Source organism: Paenibacillus sp. FSL H8-0537 (assembly GCF_038051995.1).
GTDB lineage: Bacteria > Bacillota > Bacilli > Paenibacillales > Paenibacillaceae > Pristimantibacillus.
In genome coordinates this window covers 1,407,943-1,427,260 of sequence record NZ_CP150290.1, presented here as the reverse complement: position 1 = coordinate 1,427,260, position 19,318 = coordinate 1,407,943, and the positions used below count along the sequence as shown (strand labels likewise).

General features: G+C 43.0%; 22 protein-coding genes and 1 pseudogene. 2 read left to right on the top strand and 21 right to left on the bottom strand.

The features are described 5' to 3' along the window. Positions 1–16 precede the first annotated feature (16 nt). From MHB80_RS05805 to MHB80_RS05750, 12 genes are all read right to left on the bottom strand, one after another. Positions 17–277 (bottom strand): DegT/DnrJ/EryC1/StrS family aminotransferase, encoded by a 261-nt coding sequence (locus MHB80_RS05805; protein WP_341281289.1) that lies wholly within the window; start codon positions 275–277, stop codon positions 17–19. A gap of 7 nt (positions 278–284) precedes the next feature. Further along, the gene (locus MHB80_RS05800) at positions 285–1,094 is read right to left on the bottom strand and encodes a TIM barrel protein (RefSeq protein WP_341281288.1); all 810 of its coding nucleotides are present in this window, start codon (positions 1,092–1,094) and stop codon (positions 285–287) included. 11 nt (positions 1,095–1,105) lie between these two features. Continuing rightward, positions 1,106–2,059, bottom strand: a complete 954-nt coding sequence (locus tag MHB80_RS05795; protein WP_341281287.1) for a phosphotransferase — start codon at positions 2,057–2,059, stop codon at positions 1,106–1,108. Continuing rightward, positions 2,052–3,020: a hypothetical protein gene (locus MHB80_RS05790; protein WP_341281286.1), complete on the bottom strand. Its 969-nt coding sequence runs from the start codon at positions 3,018–3,020 to the stop codon at positions 2,052–2,054. Before MHB80_RS05790 ends, MHB80_RS05795 begins: the two co-directional genes overlap by 8 nt. A 47-nt stretch (positions 3,021–3,067) precedes the next feature. After that, a complete protein-coding gene (locus MHB80_RS05785) occupies positions 3,068–3,361 on the bottom strand; it encodes a hypothetical protein (RefSeq protein WP_341281285.1) in 294 nt (97 codons plus the stop codon). A gap of 411 nt (positions 3,362–3,772) precedes the next feature. Further along, positions 3,773–3,979 (bottom strand): hypothetical protein, encoded by a 207-nt coding sequence (locus MHB80_RS05780; protein WP_341281284.1) that lies wholly within the window; start codon positions 3,977–3,979, stop codon positions 3,773–3,775. A gap of 268 nt (positions 3,980–4,247) precedes the next feature. Further along, entirely contained in the window at positions 4,248–4,676 is a 429-nt protein-coding gene (locus MHB80_RS05775) for a hypothetical protein (RefSeq protein ID WP_341281283.1), read from the bottom strand. Between the two features lie 44 nt (positions 4,677–4,720). Beyond that, positions 4,721–5,068 (bottom strand): DoxX family protein, encoded by a 348-nt coding sequence (locus MHB80_RS05770; protein ID WP_341281282.1) that lies wholly within the window; start codon positions 5,066–5,068, stop codon positions 4,721–4,723. Positions 5,069–5,126: 58 nt separating this feature from the next. Then, a complete protein-coding gene (locus tag MHB80_RS05765) occupies positions 5,127–5,690 on the bottom strand; it encodes a thioredoxin family protein (RefSeq protein WP_341281281.1) in 564 nt (187 codons plus the stop codon). 28 nt (positions 5,691–5,718) lie between these two features. After that, positions 5,719–6,147: a MarR family transcriptional regulator gene (locus MHB80_RS05760; protein WP_341281280.1), complete on the bottom strand. Its 429-nt coding sequence runs from the start codon at positions 6,145–6,147 to the stop codon at positions 5,719–5,721. Between the two features lie 250 nt (positions 6,148–6,397). After that, on the bottom strand, positions 6,398–7,255 hold the full coding sequence (locus MHB80_RS05755; protein WP_341281279.1) for an IS3 family transposase: 858 nt from the start codon (positions 7,253–7,255) through the stop codon (positions 6,398–6,400). After that, complete coding sequence (locus MHB80_RS05750; protein WP_341281278.1) at positions 7,204–7,548, bottom strand: helix-turn-helix domain-containing protein; 345 nt, start codon at positions 7,546–7,548, stop codon at positions 7,204–7,206. The genes MHB80_RS05755 and MHB80_RS05750 overlap by 52 nt, the downstream gene beginning before the upstream one ends. Positions 7,549–7,970: 422 nt before the next feature. On the opposite strand from MHB80_RS05750, the gene MHB80_RS05745 reads away from it, so the two are divergent. Both MHB80_RS05745 and MHB80_RS05740 read left to right on the top strand, forming a co-directional pair. Further along, a complete protein-coding gene (locus tag MHB80_RS05745; protein ID WP_341282869.1) occupies positions 7,971–9,374 on the top strand; it encodes a DHA2 family efflux MFS transporter permease subunit in 1,404 nt (467 codons plus the stop codon). 483 nt (positions 9,375–9,857) lie between these two features. Next, positions 9,858–10,160: pseudogene (locus MHB80_RS05740) on the top strand (excinuclease ABC subunit UvrA); the annotation flags it as partial. Positions 10,161–10,251: 91 nt separating this feature from the next. Here the strand turns inward: MHB80_RS05740 and MHB80_RS05735 are convergent. The 9 genes from MHB80_RS05735 to MHB80_RS05695 all read right to left on the bottom strand — a co-directional run bounded on the left by MHB80_RS05735 (position 10,252) and on the right by MHB80_RS05695 (position 19,265). Next, the gene (locus MHB80_RS05735) at positions 10,252–11,043 is read right to left on the bottom strand and encodes an IS3 family transposase (RefSeq protein ID WP_341281277.1); all 792 of its coding nucleotides are present in this window, start codon (positions 11,041–11,043) and stop codon (positions 10,252–10,254) included. A 618-nt stretch (positions 11,044–11,661) separates the two neighbouring features. Continuing rightward, positions 11,662–12,981 carry an ABC transporter permease gene (locus tag MHB80_RS05730; RefSeq protein ID WP_341281276.1) on the bottom strand — a complete coding sequence of 440 codons (1,320 nt, stop codon included), beginning with the start codon at positions 12,979–12,981 and terminating at the stop codon, positions 11,662–11,664. Then, positions 12,974–13,876: an ABC transporter ATP-binding protein gene (locus MHB80_RS05725; RefSeq protein WP_341281275.1), complete on the bottom strand. Its 903-nt coding sequence runs from the start codon at positions 13,874–13,876 to the stop codon at positions 12,974–12,976. Before MHB80_RS05725 ends, MHB80_RS05730 begins: the two co-directional genes overlap by 8 nt. 19 nt (positions 13,877–13,895) lie before the next feature. Continuing rightward, complete coding sequence (locus tag MHB80_RS05720; RefSeq protein WP_341281274.1) at positions 13,896–14,807, bottom strand: ABC transporter ATP-binding protein; 912 nt, start codon at positions 14,805–14,807, stop codon at positions 13,896–13,898. 14 nt (positions 14,808–14,821) lie between these two features. Continuing rightward, the gene (locus MHB80_RS05715) at positions 14,822–15,217 is read right to left on the bottom strand and encodes a GntR family transcriptional regulator (RefSeq protein WP_341281273.1); all 396 of its coding nucleotides are present in this window, start codon (positions 15,215–15,217) and stop codon (positions 14,822–14,824) included. A 38-nt stretch (positions 15,218–15,255) separates the two neighbouring features. After that, entirely contained in the window at positions 15,256–15,969 is a 714-nt protein-coding gene (locus MHB80_RS05710; protein ID WP_341281272.1) for a hypothetical protein, read from the bottom strand. Positions 15,970–16,176: 207 nt separating this feature from the next. Beyond that, the gene (locus tag MHB80_RS05705) at positions 16,177–16,803 is read right to left on the bottom strand and encodes an FMN-dependent NADH-azoreductase (protein WP_338554749.1); all 627 of its coding nucleotides are present in this window, start codon (positions 16,801–16,803) and stop codon (positions 16,177–16,179) included. A 155-nt stretch (positions 16,804–16,958) separates the two neighbouring features. Continuing rightward, positions 16,959–17,678, bottom strand: coding sequence for a response regulator transcription factor (locus MHB80_RS05700; protein ID WP_341281271.1), 720 nt, complete (start codon positions 17,676–17,678; stop codon positions 16,959–16,961). Between the two features lie 3 nt (positions 17,679–17,681). Beyond that, positions 17,682–19,265 (bottom strand): GAF domain-containing sensor histidine kinase, encoded by a 1,584-nt coding sequence (locus tag MHB80_RS05695; protein ID WP_341282868.1) that lies wholly within the window; start codon positions 19,263–19,265, stop codon positions 17,682–17,684. Positions 19,266–19,318 lie beyond the last annotated feature (53 nt).

The following is a 19,318-nucleotide window of genomic DNA, read 5'->3' as shown; positions in this document are numbered from 1 at the left end:
TAAAAATCACCATTAGTTAAGGGGGAAGTTCTGCACCTAAATATGCAATGTGTAGAGCTGCCGTTCCTGAGTTTACTGCGATTCCATATTCCCGATTAAAGTGTTCGGCATATTCCGCCTCAAATTGATGTACATAGACTCCTCCATAAAATCTTGCCAAATAACCTAAGTCTAAGGCCTTGTTCACTTCAGCTTTAGCCTCACTTGAAATATAAGGTTGTGTACTCTTCTTCTTATTACGTACTGGCATTCCGCCGTGTATTGCTAATTTAGTCATATACTACTCAACTCCTATATTCTGTAATTAGTTGTTTCGTTTGCAGCGCAGCGCTTAAGGAGTCAATTTCAAGTACTGCAGGAACTCCTAAATGAATTAAATTAATTACTGACGTCCAATAGTCGCCATTTACTGAGATATCTTCTCTCGTTAGTGCTCTATGGATATCACTAATCCTATTATTAGTATGCACATGAAATGCTTTAATAGATGATTTCAATAAATTAAAACACTGTTCTGGGTTTTCCCCAATAAGCGCATGCCCAGTGTCAAATATGAGACCACAACGATCCACTAGTCCATCAATGCAATATAATAGATCCGTAGCATCGTCTCCGAGGTAACACTTTAGACTTCCCTCAGGCAATTTCCTCATATTCTCAATTAATAAAAGTGGCCCATCTTCAGTATTTTGGATGATATCGCCAATAGCGTCTTTAGCTATACTTACTCTCTCTCTCTTTTTCGCTGAGTCTTCTGATTTAAATCCAGCCGACCCTAACTCTAGAACCAACCATTTTGCTTCCAGGAACTTACTCGCCAGATAAATTTCTTTCCATAAGCCTATTGATACTTTTCTTAGAGGCACAACCTTCTCAGCAATGCTTATGCCATTAGGTCCAGCTATACTAATAGATAGTCCATATTGAGAACATATATCCTTTGCATAATTTAATTCTTCCACAGAAGGAACTGGTGAATATCCATCGCCACTCCACCTCCAATCCCACTCCAGATGTGCGAAACCATTACATACCAGTTTTTCAACTAGTGGTTCTCTTAGGTCATATCTACGAACCCGATATCCAAATCTCATATGCATACTCCTTACCGATCAAAAATCGACAAAACGAGTTTTAATTGTTCTATCTGTCTAAGATATGTATCTACTGATCCTCTACCATTCAATAATCTTTCACGGTGATAAAAGTAACTATCGAGCTTTTTAGCTAGTATCGCTACTTCTAATAAATCTGGCTCGACCTCGCCTCCCCTATCTTCATAGGTAATAATTATTTCCTTATAAAGTTTTAATGGATCTCTCAGCTTTGATCGTGTGAACAACGTTAGAACAACAGAAGCAAGATCAAAAATCGCTGGGTCTACACTACAGAACTCTAAATCAAGTACACCAGTTAGCTTCGAATGATCTTTATTGATTCGTAGATTCGGATGAGTAAAGTCTCCGTGTATTAATTGAACCGGGAGTTTCTGGATTTTCTCAAAATTTTTAGATAAGCGCTGTGCTGCATCATAAATCAGAATATAATTTTCACTTTCAGTGTCATTTATCACTGATTTATGATTAATCTCTTGAGAATTATTTAAAAATTGATAAACATACCGTTCAACTGCCTGAATCAGTTGATTATTTGTCACCGCGAAACTCAAGGGTACTTCTCGAAGAATTCTATGAAAGTCCCCCAACCCTTTGGAAATAATAGGGTATAGACTTGCATCTTCGGGTGAGGGCATTTCCCCATCCATGTGTTTGCTTAATCTCCACAAATATTTACCATACTTATATATTTTATTGCCTTGACGTGTTTTAATTATCTCAGTAACCTTTAGACCACTAGAATCCGCAACATGTTTATCATTTAAATGTTCTAATAGATTCATTTCGAGACTTACGCGATCTACATCATCTAAAGTATATCTAGTAAGCCAAGCTGAATCTCCAACCTTCCACGTCGTGTTATTTATTCCTATTTCATCTGTCATTACTTTGAGATCAACAGCCCACCCAAATTTCAGTACATCAAGTACCTCGTTAGTCATACTTCATTATCCTTTCTTCTACAAAACTATTAACAAAAACATTCACTAGAGCTTCTAACTCTGTTTTTGTAGTGTATGTCAATATATAATTGCTCAATAATTCAGATTTTTCTATTTTCTCTAATATAGCCATAGCTCCTAAGTTTGCCGGGAGCCTATCATGCCCATCAGCTCTCGTCATGCGTATGCCACCGTTTGGAGATGGTGTTGTAACAAAAACAAGTTGACGATTGGTCAATACAGAAATATCAAACCATTTGGCTGCGGAATAGAAAGCACGAATTTGCTGAATGTTTTCAACATGCAAAATTGAATTAAAGGGACGATTTGAAAGTCTCCTTATTACCTCTGGATGATATGCAAGCAGATTATCATGATAACTACGTATTAATAAATCATTCAGCTGTCTGTCATCAGTGTAATCCAGCGCCCGACTAGGTTGATACAACGTTTTCAAAAATGGCAGAATCTTGTCGTTTAATGGATACACTTTACGCATGTGGTTAAACACATAATCACTTTCCCATATCTGGACTAACTGAAGATCGGCCACTGGATAACCGACTATCCGACAAATACTAAAGACCAGCCTTCGATAGCTTTCTTTAAGCTGATTCCACGTATCTAATGTCTTAACTTCTACCAAACAAGGTGACATTATTAATAGTAATACAGGAACTTGCATTATCTGGGCTTTTTTTATTAAAAAGTATGTCTCCAAGGCAATTTGAAAACTTACACCGCTACTCCCCTCCTCAACCGCATGATCCAAACATGGACCACTGACCAACAAAGTACCCTCATTTTCACTTTTAGTTAAATCAAACGTGGAGCTGGTTGCTAAAAACGGATATTTTTTATCATTAATATAATGATATCCATATGTTTTTATGAACCAGCTAATCGTGCGATCATACATTCGACGAACAATAGAATTTAAATTAATCACTTGCTTTTCCAAAATGTAATTCGCCCCCTTCCTCGTAGTTATCAGAACATTGTTTAAGACTAAGCCTCACTATTTAAGATCTTATCTATAAGGTGTAGTTTATCGTAAGGATGACCATTACCAATTAACTCTAATGATTTAGCTTCTGGGAGTTGTACGGTTACTTTTCCCCACCACCGGTAGGTACGCAACCAATTTTTTTTCAAATCACTTTGTTCATTGAGTTTATTAAGTCTGTTTGATAAATCTTTTAAGGATATTCTCACTTTTCTGTTACCTAACGTATTGTAATCAATTGAAGTAGCGATAAGTTTATGAAACTCAGGAATTAACGATAGAGTTTTCGGTTCCACTTTCATACCTCCAGGCCATCCGTTAATAATTCCCCTTTTCTCGCTATGCTTCACGAACGTGCGATCAGTACTAGCCAACTTATATCCTTTTGCAGGCCTGTTGATTAACCAGAATATGTAACCGAAAGATGCCCGTATTCATCATTAATCATGCGATGTATGCGCAACATCCATTCGATCGGTAAGCCATTCAGATGCAGTAGCCGAGTAAAGATAGTTTCCTTTTTATTAGGATTTCTCGTGCTACTTCTATCTTCATTAATGTCATAAACAGCTAGACACCTAATATGATTATCTACATCTGATTGGCCAGCAGCATTTAGTACATCAAAAAGGATACTACATAAGAACATAAATCTTGCAACGGAATCTGTGTTTTGTAAAGCGGCTTTATATAAACCTTTGTATGGCTCATTTTTCACTACACTTAATTGTCTCACACGGTGGTGTAGCAACTACCTGCATAGGAACAATTCGTATTTCGGAAACAAGATCATGAGCCGCAGGAACAATTATAAAATCCTCATCAAAGCGTAATTCCACATATTCATTTACTTCAACTTCGTATTTAATATCATTAGTCATGGTTCCATCTGCACTGAGATTAACAATGTTCATTTTATCCACCACCAAATACAAAAAATTTTCCTACCCAGAAATTTCACCAAAATCTCCGTTATTCTGCCCAAAAGCTTAACGAGGCTACCGATAAAATCGGCAGCCTCGTCGTGGTTGTCTAATGGAGCTAACGTCTCCCGATAGTTTAATGAGCTACCGTTGAAGATTGGCATACAAGCATTAAAGTTTTTCAGCATCGATACTCAGTTCGGCTCCAAACCTTCGATGAGGTGAATACTCGGAAACCATTAAAAAGCAGATAACTTTATTAAATGAAAACGTTCGGGAAAAGCATAAGCGTAATCATAAGAAAATAAAGCAGACAAGCAAACACACTGAGAGAACGAATCTTCCCCATTCTCTTTAAGATCTCTGATGCGTCGGAATCACGGATTACTTTGCGCATATTACTGCCAAGGATACCTCCAACAGCAGCGATTGCTAATAATAAAAGAATCGCGAGAATCCACCAAAGTGTAGGGTATTCTGCCTGGCTTACAAGATAACCGCCTGACAAGAAGGCAATAACAACAGCCAATTGGCCAAATCGGTTTAAACTGAATAACAATTCAAGCTGGCTTTTCTTTCCCTGTACTTCAAGCTGAGCCGAGATCTTGAATGCCAGCAAGGGTAGAACAAGATAAAAACCCATGAGGACCGCACTTAAAACATGAATATAGAGGAATGTTTGCGTCACTATTAAGCTCCTTCACTGAAAATTGAGTTACTATCTATACACAATTAAGCCATCCATATCACATGAGTCACACTGATAATGACTGACAAGAAGCACAGCACAATAGCCGGTATAGCCTTTGAAAAAGGATCTTTAGCTACCACAACGAGAACAAAAGCTGCGAAAAACATGGTTGCCGCCAGAAGGAGCCCTGCAATAATGGCCGCTATCGAATACCAAATACCTAAAATTAAACCGATTGCGGACGTAATCTCAATAAAACCAGTCAAAAAATTAAAGATGGGAGGCATGCCGAAACGCTTAAATTCTTTAGCCATTTTCCCGGAAATTATTTTGCTCCCCGTAAATATAAAGAATATGCCTACAATAACTTGAAGAATATGAATCACCAAAACAATTTCCTCTTTTCTCGATGATTTTACATGCTATAGCATGTTTTATTTAAAAAATTTATTTATCGCTGATTGCCAAAATCGTTTCCTTAAAGCTGTCGTAAACGTAACTCCAAAGGAACGGATCCTGCGCATATCGATTTCTCAACGAGCCGAAAACCTCTTTCTGTTTATCAGCGAATGAAGGATCCTCTTTATCCGGTAAAATGGCGCGGAGATTATCGACGATCTCTTGGACTTTGGGTGCCCGCGGCCCCCACTTCCCAACTACCTCTCCTTTGGAATCAAGAATAATTACGATCGGAATTGCACGGCCGCCATTGGTTAGATACCGATCTATTAATTCAACGTTTGAATCGCGCAGGGCTACTCTCATTTCCAAATTTGCAGCTTCCGTTATTTTACGAATGATTGGATTAATCATCATGGCATCGCCACACCAGTCCTCTGTAATTACCAAAAAATGGAATTTTGAAACCTTAATCTTTTGAATACATTCATAATCCGATATCTCAAATTGATTGTAAACGGAAAAACTTTCGTTTTTAAGGCTGCTCATTACATCCATATAACTTTGAATTGGCTTACCTTCTTCAAAATATTGCTGTTCAGTTTTTAGCACGGGCTAACACCTCTTCCTCCCTATTGATTTAACTCTCTTCTTTAACGCTAGCGTATAATTTATCTAGAATAATTTTTAAATTCTGAATTTCTTGTTCACTTAAGAACCTTGTTACATAATTGTGCGCTTCATTGACTACGGGCAGAAGCTCTGTTTTAAGCGTTATTCCTTTATTGCTCAAATATAAGTTGTGAGATCTTTTATCCGTGTTATTTACAACCCGTTTGACGATTCCCTTCTTTTCAAGCGAATGGATCATTCGAACAACGGTACTTTGATCTCGGTCAATTGCTTCCGCAAGTTCTTTTTGAGTTGTTGCTCTATCCCTATCTAGGACACTTATAATACTCCACTGCTCTGGTGTCATCTCATACGGCTTCAATTGCTTTGTAAAGTAATTGGTCATCTTAACATCTGTTCGATGGATCAAAAACCCCGTTATATTTTTCAGCTCCATAATTATCCCCAACTTTAAATTCGATTATTTACGAAAACCCCTTGTTTCTAGACTGTAATTTAAATGCTATAGCATATAAGTTAACGCAAACCGAACTCATTGTCAAGACATGCCTTCCTTCAGTCGGCTATGAAACAAAACAATAAGCCGCAAATAATGGCGGCCTATCGTAAAGAATTTAATACGCTATAAATAAAAATCTGGTGGAGGTAGGAACTGACCCCCATTTAGCGGACAATGAAAAAAACACCTAAGCAACATGCTGGCGCCGATACGCAATCGACGTCCATTTTTTTAGTTTTCTTTGCGGTCTAGCGTTGTTATAAAATGTGATATACGTTTCAATTCGCCTTTGTGCCTCTTCGATACTTCGTATATCATAGGGATAGAGTCCTTCCGTTTTGAGATGCGAGAAGAAGCTCTCCATTGAGGCATTGTCATAACAATTGCCTCGGCGAGACATGCTGATTTGGGAGCCAACCTTTGGCAGCATGTCGTGGTAAGCAAGGGACGTGTACTGGAATCCTTGATCGCTGTGAACGATCAATCCCGTCACGTCTTTTTGCTTTTCAAATGCTTTCTCAAAAGTCTGTAGAACAAGCTGATTATCGTTCCGAAGCCCCATGTGGTACGCAACAATTTCGTTGTTATACAGATCCTTGATCGCAGACAGGTACAGCCAAGTATCCGCGACGCGGTACTGCGTGACATCGGTGACCCATTTTTGATTTGGCAATTCGGCATGAAATTCCCGTTTCAGTAAGTTTTCTGCGACGCGGCCACCTGCGGAGGAAGCGTAGTTACAACGATGCTTGCGCCGAATTTTAGAGCGTAGCCCAAGCTCCTGCATGAGGCGCAGAACCTTCTTATGATTGACCCAAATCCCATGCTCCTGCAAGAGAAAGAGCTGTAGCTGCCTGTACCCGTATTTACCGTCATACTTCGCGTATAAGGCTTGGATTTCCCCCATGACTTCCTTATCCCGATCCACAGACTTTCGCTTTAAGTAGGCGTAATAACCGCTTCGTGAAACGTGGAATGTTTTACAAAGTTCAGCTACCGTATACCACTTCGATGCTTGTTCAATGGTTCTGTACTTATGGCGCACGTCTCCCGCATCCAGATTTCCAAACCCTTTTTTAGCATCTCATTCTCCCGTTTAAGGCTTTGAATGTGACGATTCTCGTCGATGTATTCCTCTTGCCGACCACGTCGATCCAATAATCCAAACTCGCCTTGCTTCCGATACTTCCTCATCCACACTTTCATCCGACATACGTCTGCTATCCCTAAATGATTAATAATCTGACGATAGGTCCATCCCTCCACAACATGGAGTCTGATTGCTTCCAATCTCAGCTCATGCGTGTATCGTTTAAACTTCTGTCCCTTTACCGGCATAAAAAATGCACCCCCTAGAATTTCATCGGATAAACCAGGGGTTTATTCCAATGTCCATTCTAAGGGGTGCACTTCACACATCGTTGCGGTTTTTTTGTGAATCTAAAAAAAAGGGGGGTTGACTTTCTCTTTGGTTCAGGGGGGGCCTTGACAGGCGTATGTTATGATCAAAAAGTTGAAAGTTCTCCTACAGATTTTAAACGAGAATCAGATAACTTTTCAAAAGGAGGTTTATATATGAGCAAAACACAATGCCTTTCCTGTTATTGCAGTTCTGGTTAACATATGCAGACAGAGGTATTTTGTTCTACTTAATTTCTAACATGAATCAAAAATTAGAAAGACACTGAGGAGTGAGGGTTTTGCAATCAGGTACTATTTCTGAAAATCAAAAAGTTCCAAATGTTAAGGTTTTCCCTATTATGTTTGCATTGATGCTTGCTGGTATCATAGGTACCTTTAATGAAACGGCAATTAATATTGCTATAAGTGATATTATTAATCAGTTCGCGATTACGGAAGCTAAAGTACAATGGTTAACAAGTGGTTACTTACTTACATTGGGAATTTTAGTTCCTCTTTCTGGACTATTGATACAATGGTTTTCAACACGTCAACTTTTCCTGACATCAGTCAGTATGTCTATCGTAGGATCTGCAATTGGTGCTATGGCGGGAAGTTTTGATATCTTGCTATTAGGGAGGATACTTCAAGCAGCTGGAGCAGGGCTATTATTCCCATTGATGCTTAATACGGCTCTTATTATATTCCCAGCCGAGAAACGCGGAAAAGCGATGGGACTAGTCAGTCTTGTGTTCACAGCGGGACCTGCCTTAGGCCCAGCCATCTCAGGTCTTTTAATTGATTATCTAAGCTGGCATTGGATATTCTGGGTATCGTTGATGGCTCTGGTGCTTGCTTTGTTGGCAGGCGTAGCGTTTATGAAAAATGTAGCACCTATAACCAAACCACGTATCGATATATACTCTCTAGTCTTGTCGACAATTGGTTTTGGTGGACTAGTTTATGGTATTAGTAGTGCAGGAGAGGGAGATCATGGTTGGAGTAACCCTGTTGTTATTGTACCCCTAATTGCCGGGGTTATCGCATTAATCCTATTTGTCATTCGTCAACTGAACATGAAAAAACCTCTTATGAACTTAAGAACTCTACAGAACCCTATGTTTGCTATAGGTACTTTGCTGGTATTCATATGTATGATGGTTTTTCTATCGTCCATGTTCATTCTTCCCATGTTTATGATTCGTGTTCTTGAATTAAGCGCACTGACGACTGGACTTATTCTTCTACCAGGCAGTGTAATTTCAGCTGTACTTTCTCCTGTCGTAGGGGCACTATTTGACAAATTCGGACCTAAGTTTTTGGTAGTACCTGGTCTTATCGTAGTTGCAGCCACTCTATGGTTCTGTTCTGATATTACGGTTGCTTCGTCCATTGCTTTGATTATGGTCTTGCACACCTGTCTGATTGTCGGAATTCTTATGGTATGGATGCCTGCTCAGACAAATGGTCTGAATCAGCTACCTTCTGATATGTACCCCGATGGTGCGGCTATATTGAACACACTTCAACAAATCGCAGGAGCTATCGGTATTGCAATGGCAGTAAGTATCATGACAACCGGAACCGCAGACTTTATTAAGAGTGTGGCTGATCCTACGGAGCCGGGAAATGCAACATTGGCGTTAACGGCTGGTATGCAGAACGCATTATTCTTCACGATGTTTGTAGCCCTTGCCGGACTTGTTCTAGGTGTATTTGTAAGACGAGTGAAAGTCCAGAAGTGGTCTGGAGACTCGGAATAGTCATAATCTAGCTCTGCCAGATCAGTGGACTACTATTATGAGACAACTTTCCCGAATACTGATTTGATGATGATCTAATAAGTTGAGATACAGATCATCTTTTTAAAAGACTAAATTGTACCCTATAAGATAGACACTTTGAAAAAGTCCATCTTGTAGGGTGTTTTTCAAAAGGTTGTAAAACTACCGTTGACCCAATAATCATAGAGTATAACAAAAAGTATATGCTTACAAAATAAGATTACAATGTTGTGATTATCTTATTTGAATTACATCATTGAAACTAGTCATGAAGCATGAATTTTGCATCCTTGCATGTAAAACAATCAATTTAATAACGTAACGTGTTCCCTTATACCTAGTAAAAAAAAGGTATGTTTACTTATCTATAATCTAAAGATTGTTACTGAGTTAATAAAAGTGAAATGATACGACATTTTTTGTTTTTTTTGTCTTTTTATGTTTTAGACAGGAGGAATAATAATGAAAAAAATTATAAATGTCAGAGGTGCAAGAGAGAATAACTTGAAAAATATCAATGTGGATGTTCCCCGAGACCAAATTGTCGTTTTCACAGGGGTGAGTGGATCAGAGAAATCAAGTTTGGCTTTCGATACGTTGTATGCTGAGGGTCTAAAAAGATATGTTGAATCACTGTCAGCCTATGCTCGACAATTTTTAGGACAAGCTACTACGCCAGATGTCGACTCTATTGAAGGGCTATCTCCTGCTGTCGCAATCGAACAAAAAACAACTTCACGAAATCCACGCTCTACTGTAGGCACCGGTTAAACTCCCTTATAGTGGACACTGCACCTCTTATTCGACATTAATCGTAGAATGGCTTTAAATGGCTTTGTTTTTCACCATCTGACGATTAAACCTTAATCTCCTTCGGCTTAACTCTACCTTGCTTCAATGCTTCCATATATTCATACGGGGACAAATCGTAAATGCTGCCATGAATGCGAATTCGATTGTAATCCTGAATAAACTGACTTACGATTTCATAGGCTTGTGGATACGTTTCAAACTCATGTCGCTGGTAGCACTCTGCTTCTATAATCGAATGATACGATTCGATATGCGCGTTTTTATTCGGCGTTTTTGGCGGGATTCGCTCATGAATCATGACAAACTCGTTACAAGCTTCCTCAAACAGGTTGCTGATAAATTGCGGACCGTTGTCCGAACGAATGACTGGCTTTTCTACCTTGTCAAAGAGCTGGCGTTTCATAACCGCTTCCTGCGTGATCTGCACGAGATGCTTGGCTTCGCACGTCAGTCCCAAATGATAAGTGACTACGGCGCGGTCAAATACGTCTAAGATGCTCATCAGAAAGAAGAAACGTTGTTCACCGCTAATCCAGCCATACTTTATGTCGGTCTCCCATAGCTGATTAGAGGCCGTTATGACGCGATTGTTAGCAAGTCGCTTGGGATGTTTCATCTTGCGTGTCCGCTGTGGACGCAGCACCTTCATTTGCTTGCATAGACGATAGACTTTCTTTTTGTTTATGTTCAGTTCATGCCGTCTTCGAAGAAGCACGGTTAGCTTGCGGTAACCGTAGTTCGCGCCTTCGCCCGCTAAGAACGCCATGATCCATTCACAGATCTGCTCATCGCTAACGGGCTTGCCGTCTTTTGTATAAGATTCGATTATTTCCAAACTTTTTCAAATAACTTGTCTTTGCCGGTCAGCTTATCAACTAAGTTCCTCAATACTTATGAATCCTCCAATACTTTTCTCGTTGGCTATCACTTCAAAGTATGACTTCTGAAATAGTTCCATCGTCTTGTAAATATTCACCAGTTGGAGTCTTTTCTCCTGCCTTTTGTAAGTAATAAACGACAAAACTCACATATATAGTCGTACCCGTCATGAAGAGAATTAAAAATGTGCCTCCCGTCTTATGGTTACTACAAGCATTGATTAGCAACTTTAACAATCTTACAAAATAAAAAAGTAGCCCTATTTGGGCTACCCTTGATGAAATATAAAGTTTTAATTTCCTTTTTAGCCCTTCCTATATAGGAGAGAAAAAGAAATCATTACGACATCATTCATCTATTAAAAAAACGTCATTTTAGCATAAACCAACATATTGTTGTTTCTGGGGTTCCTCTTTCCACATAAATAGCTGGTCAATTTAGAAAATCTCAGCAAAATCAGGGGATTCTTGCATTAAGGATAAGTCTGGACGACAAAACAACTTAAAAATACCGACAAAACACCATAAATTTAGCGTCATTATTAAATAAAGTCTACACACAAGAAAATCGTATCCTAAACCTTATAAGCCCGCATCGCCTTGCGCAGCTCTTTAAACGTTGGCCGCTTGCCGTACATCAGGACGCCAGTGCGATAGATTTTCGCTCCCAGCCAGCCGAAGATGTAAATCGATACGAACAAAATGCCCAAGGATAGCAGCACCTGCCATACTGGCGGGTTCGTCAGTCCAATTCGCAGCATCATGACGAATGGCGAGAAAAACGGCACAAAGGAAGCGACTTTCACGAGCATGGTATCCGGATTCGAAATGCTGAATGTGCTAATGTAGAAGCCTGCCAGCGATAAAATCGTAATCGGCATAACCGCCTGTGCCAAATCCTCCGTCCGGCTCACAATGGAGCCAATCGCCGCATACAGCATGGCATAAAGGAAATAGCCTGCCAAGTAGTAGATGACCGCATACATGATCAGCGACGGATCAATTTGATTAAAATCAATATTCCAATTCATAAACGCATTTTTATTTTGCGGCATCGATAAATTAATGATCATCACGGCTCCATACAGCACCAGCTGGAACAAGCCTACGAGGAACATTCCGAACACCTTTCCGAACATTTGTGTCAGCGGCGATACGCTAGTAATGAGAATTTCCATAACCCGCGAGCCTTTTTCCGATGTAATTTCTGTCGCAATCAGCTGCCCCGTCACCATAATAACAAAGAACAGCATAATGACAATAATCGATACAAGTCCCATATTGACCGCCTGCTGCTCAGGCGACAGCCCTTCGGTATTGGACCCTGTTCCCGCTTCAGCAGCAATTTGCATCGTCTCAATCGAAACCGGCGCGAACAGCTGCACCTTCTGCTCCTCGCTCAGCCCGGCTTCCTTGAAAATCATTTCGGTGCGTATGTTTTGCAGCGCCCCCTGCAGCGAACGAGTTGTGGATTCATCCAGCAGCTTCTCAGACTTATAGGTTACAGCTGGCAAGCCATTTGCTTGAACGTCGCCAAAGGTCAAATACCCTTTAATTTTCTGATCGATAATGCCCTGCTTAAGTGCTTGCTCATTGCCCGCATCACTACCCGTATCCGCAAAATCAACCAGTACCACATTCGGCTGCTCCTGCTGCGTGTAGTAGACTTTGAGCTGCTCGGCAAGCTTAGTGCCCTCGGCCGCGCTGCCCGCTTCCGACTGAATATAGCCGATGGAGGCCGTTTTTACACTGTCATTGTTAAACAGAGAAATCAGATAAGGAAGATTAGTACCAATCGTAATAATGATTGCGAAAATCAATGTCATAACTAGAAAGGATTTTGTCCGAAACTTATTGCGAATGGTAAAGCTGACGACTGTCCAAAAATTACTCATGCTTTTCACCCACCAATTTTATAAAGATTTCGTTTAAGGTTGGCTCCATAATCTCAAAGCGCCGAACTTCCGTCTGCTCCATCGCATGGCGTAAAATAAGCCCGCCCGCCGCTTCGTTCTCAATTCGGAGCTCGTAACCTGATTCATTGCGCTGCACATTCGTTACGCCTTCCAGCGTCTCCAGCCCCTTCACGGTGCGCTCGGTTCCCAGCATGACGCGCTCGCGTGGATACTGCCCCTTGAGTTCCTTAAGATTGCCTTGCAGTACCGCGTTCGAGCGGTGCATGATCGTAATATTGCGGCACAGCTCCTCCACATGCTCCATGCGGTGTGTCGAGAACAGCATAGTCGTTCCTTCTTCACGCAGCTCCTTCACCGCCGCCTTCAGCAGCTCCACGTTGACCGGGTCAAGCCCACTAAAGGCTTCATCCAATATGACGATTTTCGGCTTATGGATGACCGAAGCAATGAACTGAATTTTTTGCTGGTTGCCCTTCGACAGCTCCTCCAGCTTCTTATTGTAATATTCCGGCACGCCGAATTTTTCCAGCCAATACTTTAGGCTTTGATCGGCATCCCGCTTCGACATCCCCCGCAGCTTCGCCAAATACAGCAGCTGGTCACTTACACGAACACGCGGATACATGCCCCGCTCCTCTGGCAAATAACCGAGCATTTGCAGCTGATTATGGCTGTAAGGCTTGCCGTTATATAAGATTTGGCCCCCATCGGGAAAAATAAGTCCCAGCACCATTCGCATCGTCGTCGTTTTTCCAGCTCCGTTCGCACCTAGCAGGCCGTAGATTTCGCCTTCTCCTACTTCTAGACTAATGCCATTTACGGCTGTTTTATCGCCATATTGCTTATAAATTTGTTCAATTTTTAATGGGTTCACCGTCGTGTCCTCCTCATTATTATGCTCTAATATGCTGTCTGTCTTGTTCAATTAATACGGCTAAAATATCATCAAGGTCGAGCGTCTGCCGCCCCATGATCTCAATGCTCGCCTGCTCAAGCCAGCGCTCGGTTTCCAGTGCCTGCCGCGTAATGATTCGCATATTTCCGCCGCCTGCATCCTCCATTATGCAATCGCCGGGGATACTCTTGACATCAACACCATCAAGCTCTCTGCCACTCACATAAAACATATGCCAGCTGCTGAGCAGCTCATCCTTCTCGTACATGCCCAGTATGCGGCCCTGCGACATAAAGACGATATAATCCGCGAGACGCTTTACCTCATCCACAATGTGGGAGGCCATCAGAATCGTTCGCTCTCCATCATTCATATAATTGTGCAAAAAGCTCATCATGCTGCGCCAAGCCAGCGGATCGAAGCCAGAGGACGGCTCGTCAAGGAGCAGCAGCTCAGGGCGATGGGCAAGCACAAGCGCGAATTCATATTTGCGCCTCGTCCCTTTGGACATTTTGCCAAGCTTGATGCTGTCATCAACCTCGAATATCCGTAAAATTTCACGATACAGGTTCACATCCCAATTCGGATACCATTTTCGCACAAAGTCCGTCTTGTCCGAGGCTCTCAGCCTATTCTCATGGCTGCCAAACAGCTCAGGCACATAGCCGATTTTGTTCTTCCAGCCAGTATCTTTATGGTCTGCGATGGAATGGCCAAGCATGCTAAGCTCTCCTTTATCCGGCTTGATCAGGCCCAGCAGCATTCGGAAGGTCGAGCTTTTGCCCGAGCCATTCGGACCGACAATTGCGGTGACGCAGCCCTTCGGCACTTCCAATGAATAAGGTCCCAGCTGGAACCGCTCATGCCGCAGCTCTACTTCGTGTATTCGAATAGCAATATCGTTGCTCATGACTTGCCCTCCCTCTAAGCATGATCCTCAAAATGCTTCTCCAGCTGCTCGCGAAAAATCCGTTCCAGTTCCTCGCGAGAGCATTTCACTCGCTGTCCCGCTGTAATAGCCGTCTCGAATGCTTCAACTACAGCATTTAGCCGATAGCGGTCACGATCACCCTGCTCAACCGCTGCAACGTAGGTTCCCGTTCCCTGTCTCGTTCGCAGCAGCCCTTCCGACTCCAGATCCTGATAAACCCGTCGAACGGTAATGACGCTGCATTTCAACGATTGCGCGAACTCCCGAATAGACGGAAGCAGCGTTCCTTCGGCCACTTGTCCACTAACAATCAGCGCTTTCAGCTGTACTTCTATTTGGTAATAAAGCGGTTCTGCGCTTTGCTCATTAATTTGAATCGGCAGCCACACGGCTTCACCTTCTTTGCTTGATTACTGAATGTCTTGCTTTAAAAGCTTCGTGTTTCCAAGCGGCGTTTAAGACTCATATAGCTGACGGCAATTCCAACGATACTTATCAATAGTCCGATTAACAAATACCACCACTCGCCATTTTCCATTCCTCTTAACAAGCTTTGGACAATCGAAATATCATTGACACTAAGCAAGAAGGTGAGCAGCAGATAAAAAATGCAGTATAAGAAACAAACGATCATATACGTTTTTCCGCTGTAGCCGTATTCCCAAATGGCATAGGTTGCTGCCATGCCAAGTGAATATAGAAACCAGAATAGTCCGAATAAAATATAAGGGCCTGGAGAAATCGTCTCTTTCATCCCATCGACCAAAAAATACTGAAGGAGGAAAAAAATAATTTGCATAGGAAGCAGTATAACAACGATTTGCATCAGCCTTCCCCAAATCAACTGAGGCAGCGGTATCGGCAATATGCGCCATTCAGCCAGCTTCCCGCTAAAGGTATCATTACGCCAATAGAACATATTCGTATGGCTTAGCACAAAGCCTAGACAAGGAAGCGTCGTGAGAAAAACAAAATCAATGGCCCAATACTCGGCTGCCAAAACCAGCGGCTCATCTAGACGGAAGAGCATACCTCCGATAATTGCCATATATAAAGCTAAAAAGAGCGAGCCTAGAAAACCCCAACGAGTCTTCCGCAATTCGTAGATTAAAATATGACATGCCCCTTGCCACATACTCACAAGTTTTCCTCCTGTCACTCTGTATACTGTATATATCTTTATACACAGTATAAACACACCTCTTTTCGATGTCAATCCATCGCCAGCAAATTTTTATAAAGCTGCTTCACCCACACCATCGAGCAGGGGCAAAACAAAAAAACCTTGTCCATGAGCTTATTAGGCTCTGGCCAAGGCTTTGCTTCTTTCAATTTATAGGTTGTTGATTTAGAAACGTGCTGCCGCTGCTTTCGCTTCTTCAATTGCATGCGCAACAATCGCTTCCGCTTCATTTGGCATCTGGTTGTGGCCTTCTGCAATAACGATTTCGAAATTCGTTACGCCGAAAAACTGCATAATATTGCGGACATAATTGAGGGACATTTCAGCTGCCGCTGCTGGACCTTCTGAGTACACGCCGCCTCTTGCATTAAGCAGAGCAACCTTTTTATCAGGAATAAGGCCAACTGGACCTTGCTCGGTATATTTGAATGTTTTGCCTGCTTGGTAAATGTAGTCAATATAAGTGTGCAGCACAGCAGGAATTGTCAAATTCCACAGTGGGAAACCGAAAACAACTTTGTCCGCCGCAAGAAATTGATCGATATATTTGCCGGAAACGTCAACCGCTGCTTGCTCTTCAGGTGTCAGCTCATAGCCGCGTGGCGCTTTGAAATTGCCATTAATCATATTGGCATTCATATACGGAAGCTCTTCTTGGAACAAATCCAGCTCCGTAACGACATCATTCGGATGTGTTTCTTTATAAGAATCGAGAAAAGCTTGATAAAGCTTTACGCTAACCGCTTGGTCTAATCCACGATCATTTGCTTTTACAAAAAGTACAGTGCTCATAATAAATATTCCCTCCGAAAAAAAGCGCTCTATGCGGGCAGCTTCTCTATTGTGTATTTGTGATAAGCTTTATTTTACAAGCCTTCTGCTCACAAAACATCGGCCAATAGCATGAAAGTCGCCAGCTTGGAGGCGCGGAGGGCTTAGGTCTAGCCTTACGCCTCTGGGCCCAAATAATGAATGCCGCGCAGCGCCGCTTGTGTTCGATCGGTTACATCAAGCTTGCTAAGAATGCTGCTGACATGAGTTTTCACTGTTTTCTCAGCAACGACTAATGCCCGGGCAATATCTTTATTGCTGCTTCCTCTCATCAATTGCCTAAGCACCTCCATTTCACGGGGTGTCAGCGAAGCGAAAGCTATTTGATCTGACTTGGAGCGTGATGAATCGCGTTCCGAGTCTGCTTGCAGGGGCGAATGGAATAAGCGATCCTCTGTCCCATCGCGCCGGGAAGAGGCTGCTCCCGTACCGATTAACACGCTGGTAATATCGGGATGCAGCTGAATATTGCCTTTATAGGCGCTGCGTATCGCCTCCGCCAGTTGATCCGGTGCGACATCCTTCAGCATGTAGCCAATCGCCCCCGTCTGCAGAGCAGGTACAATATGGCTGCGGTCTGCGAAGCTAGTCAGCACCAGCACCTTTATCGCCGGATGCTGCTCGGCAATAATTCGGCTTGCCTCTATGCCGTCCATGACAGGCATTTGCAAATCCATCAAGATCATATCCGGCTGCAGCTCGGCCGCTTTCTCCACCGCTTCCTGGCCATTGGCTGCCTCCCCGACAATTTCGAAATCCGGCTGCAAGCTCAGAAAAAAAGCAATGCCCTTCAAAACAATTTGATGATCGTCAACGAGTAAAAGCTTAATTTTCACCGCTTACCCTCCCTCCTCTAATGCCAGCGGTATGCTTGCCCGAATAATGGTTCGCTGCCCCAGCTCGCTATGAATAATAAATTCGCCGCCGAGCGCTTCTGCTCTTTCCCGCATGGACAGCATTCCCATCGTCTGTTCGTGCAGTTGTTTAGGCGAAAAGCCTCGCCCATGATCCTCGATCTCCAGCGATACTGCCCGCTCCGATTTCACCAGTCGAATATAGGCCTCATTCACGCCGGCATGCTTTCGAATGTTGTTGAGCCCTTCCTGGCCAATTCGCCACAGCCCTTCCTCCAGCGTTCGGGGAAGCTCCTTCAGCCCTTCTGCCTTCGTATGTACGGTAAGCTCCATCCTTTCGCCGTATTGCTTAAGCGCAGGCAGCAGCCCATTCTCCAGGCCAGCGGGATGCAGCTGCCAAATAAGGGTACGCATCTCGCCTAGCGTCTCCTGCGACAAGCTGGCAATTTCCTGAAGCGAGCGCTCCACAATCGGCTCTTTCCCGCCAAGAATCTTTTCTGCCCCTTTGGCGATAAAGGACATCGAAAATATTTTCTGCATCACCGAATCATGCAAATCCCGTGCCATTCGGATTCGCTCCTCCATGCGGGCAAGCTCCCTACGCTGCTCAATTACTCTCAAATTATCAATGCTGAGCGTCAAATGCTCGCCGAGCGCATACATAAACTCCTCATGATAATGATCGAAATGCCCATTATCCATACTGCTAATGAACAGAACACCATATGGACAGCTTCCCCTTCGCAGCGGAATCGCCACGGCCGATGAGAATGCCTTTAGACCCGTTGCTGTTAGCGGCACAACCGCTTCCTCCTTGCTATCCACAACAACGACGAGACGATTATGGTGAAACGCTTCGGCAACAAGCCCTCCATTTTCACAATCGAGCTGCTGCCAGCCTTCCCTCGTCTGCCGTCCATCATAATTGGCACGAAGCGAGAGCTTATCCTGCTCATAGACGAATAAAGCAATTTGCGGCCAGTCGAATGCTTCAGCGATATGTTCTACGGCTTTAAGCGGAAGCTCGCTAATGTCCTGCACTGCATGGATTCGGGTAATGACGTCGCCAAGCTTCGCATAGAGCAGCGCACTTCGCTCCTGTGCCTGAAATAGCCGGATACGCTTAATCGCTGTTCCTATCTGGTAGGCAACCGCCTGCAGCAGGGCCAGCTCCTCATTCGAAAAAAATTCCTTGCCCGCCTGCGCAGCATTCAGCAGTCCAAAGCTCTCTGTGCCTGCTTTCAGCGGCACCGTCGCATGATGCGTCAAGCCGCCTTTATCGCCGGCGTTGTATTCCGCAGCATATACGATTCGCGAGCATTCAATAATGTTGACCGCGCGATTCAGCTTGTTCTGACGATAGCTTTCGGTGCACCAGCAGCCTTCTCCGCACATCGCTGCATTATCGTTTGCCGCAAGGGTTGAGGGGAGATTTTGCGCGGCCGCACATATGCTGTCTGAATGCTCATCGAGCAAGAAAATCCAGCCTGTTGTAAAGCTCGTGACCTCAAGAAGCTTTACTAGCACCGCATTCAGCATGACCTTCATATCATTCATCGAATTGAGCATTTCGGCAATTTCCTTGAGCGCCGCCAGCTCATCTGCGTGAATCTCTCTTGGCA

Coding starts and splice junctions, on each gene's coding strand:
- MHB80_RS05800 (WP_341281288.1), bottom strand. CDS start 1,094: ATGAGATTTGGATATCGGGTTCGTAGATATGACCTAAGAGAACCACTA.
- MHB80_RS05705 (WP_338554749.1), bottom strand. CDS start 16,803: ATGAGCACTGTACTTTTTGTAAAAGCAAATGATCGTGGATTAGACCAA.
- MHB80_RS05795 (WP_341281287.1), bottom strand. CDS start 2,059: ATGACTAACGAGGTACTTGATGTACTGAAATTTGGGTGGGCTGTTGAT.
- MHB80_RS05750 (WP_341281278.1), bottom strand. CDS start 7,548: ATGCCGGTAAAGGGACAGAAGTTTAAACGATACACGCATGAGCTGAGA.
- MHB80_RS05760 (WP_341281280.1), bottom strand. CDS start 6,147: ATGGAGCTGAAAAATATAACGGGGTTTTTGATCCATCGAACAGATGTT.
- MHB80_RS05730 (WP_341281276.1), bottom strand. CDS start 12,981: ATGAGTAATTTTTGGACAGTCGTCAGCTTTACCATTCGCAATAAGTTT.
- MHB80_RS05805 (WP_341281289.1), bottom strand. CDS start 277: ATGACTAAATTAGCAATACACGGCGGAATGCCAGTACGTAATAAGAAG.
- MHB80_RS05695 (WP_341282868.1), bottom strand. CDS start 19,265: ATGCTCAATTCGATGAATGATATGAAGGTCATGCTGAATGCGGTGCTA.
- MHB80_RS05745 (WP_341282869.1), top strand. CDS start 7,971: ATGTTTGCATTGATGCTTGCTGGTATCATAGGTACCTTTAATGAAACG.
- MHB80_RS05720 (WP_341281274.1), bottom strand. CDS start 14,807: ATGAGCAACGATATTGCTATTCGAATACACGAAGTAGAGCTGCGGCAT.
- MHB80_RS05780 (WP_341281284.1), bottom strand. CDS start 3,979: ATGAACATTGTTAATCTCAGTGCAGATGGAACCATGACTAATGATATT.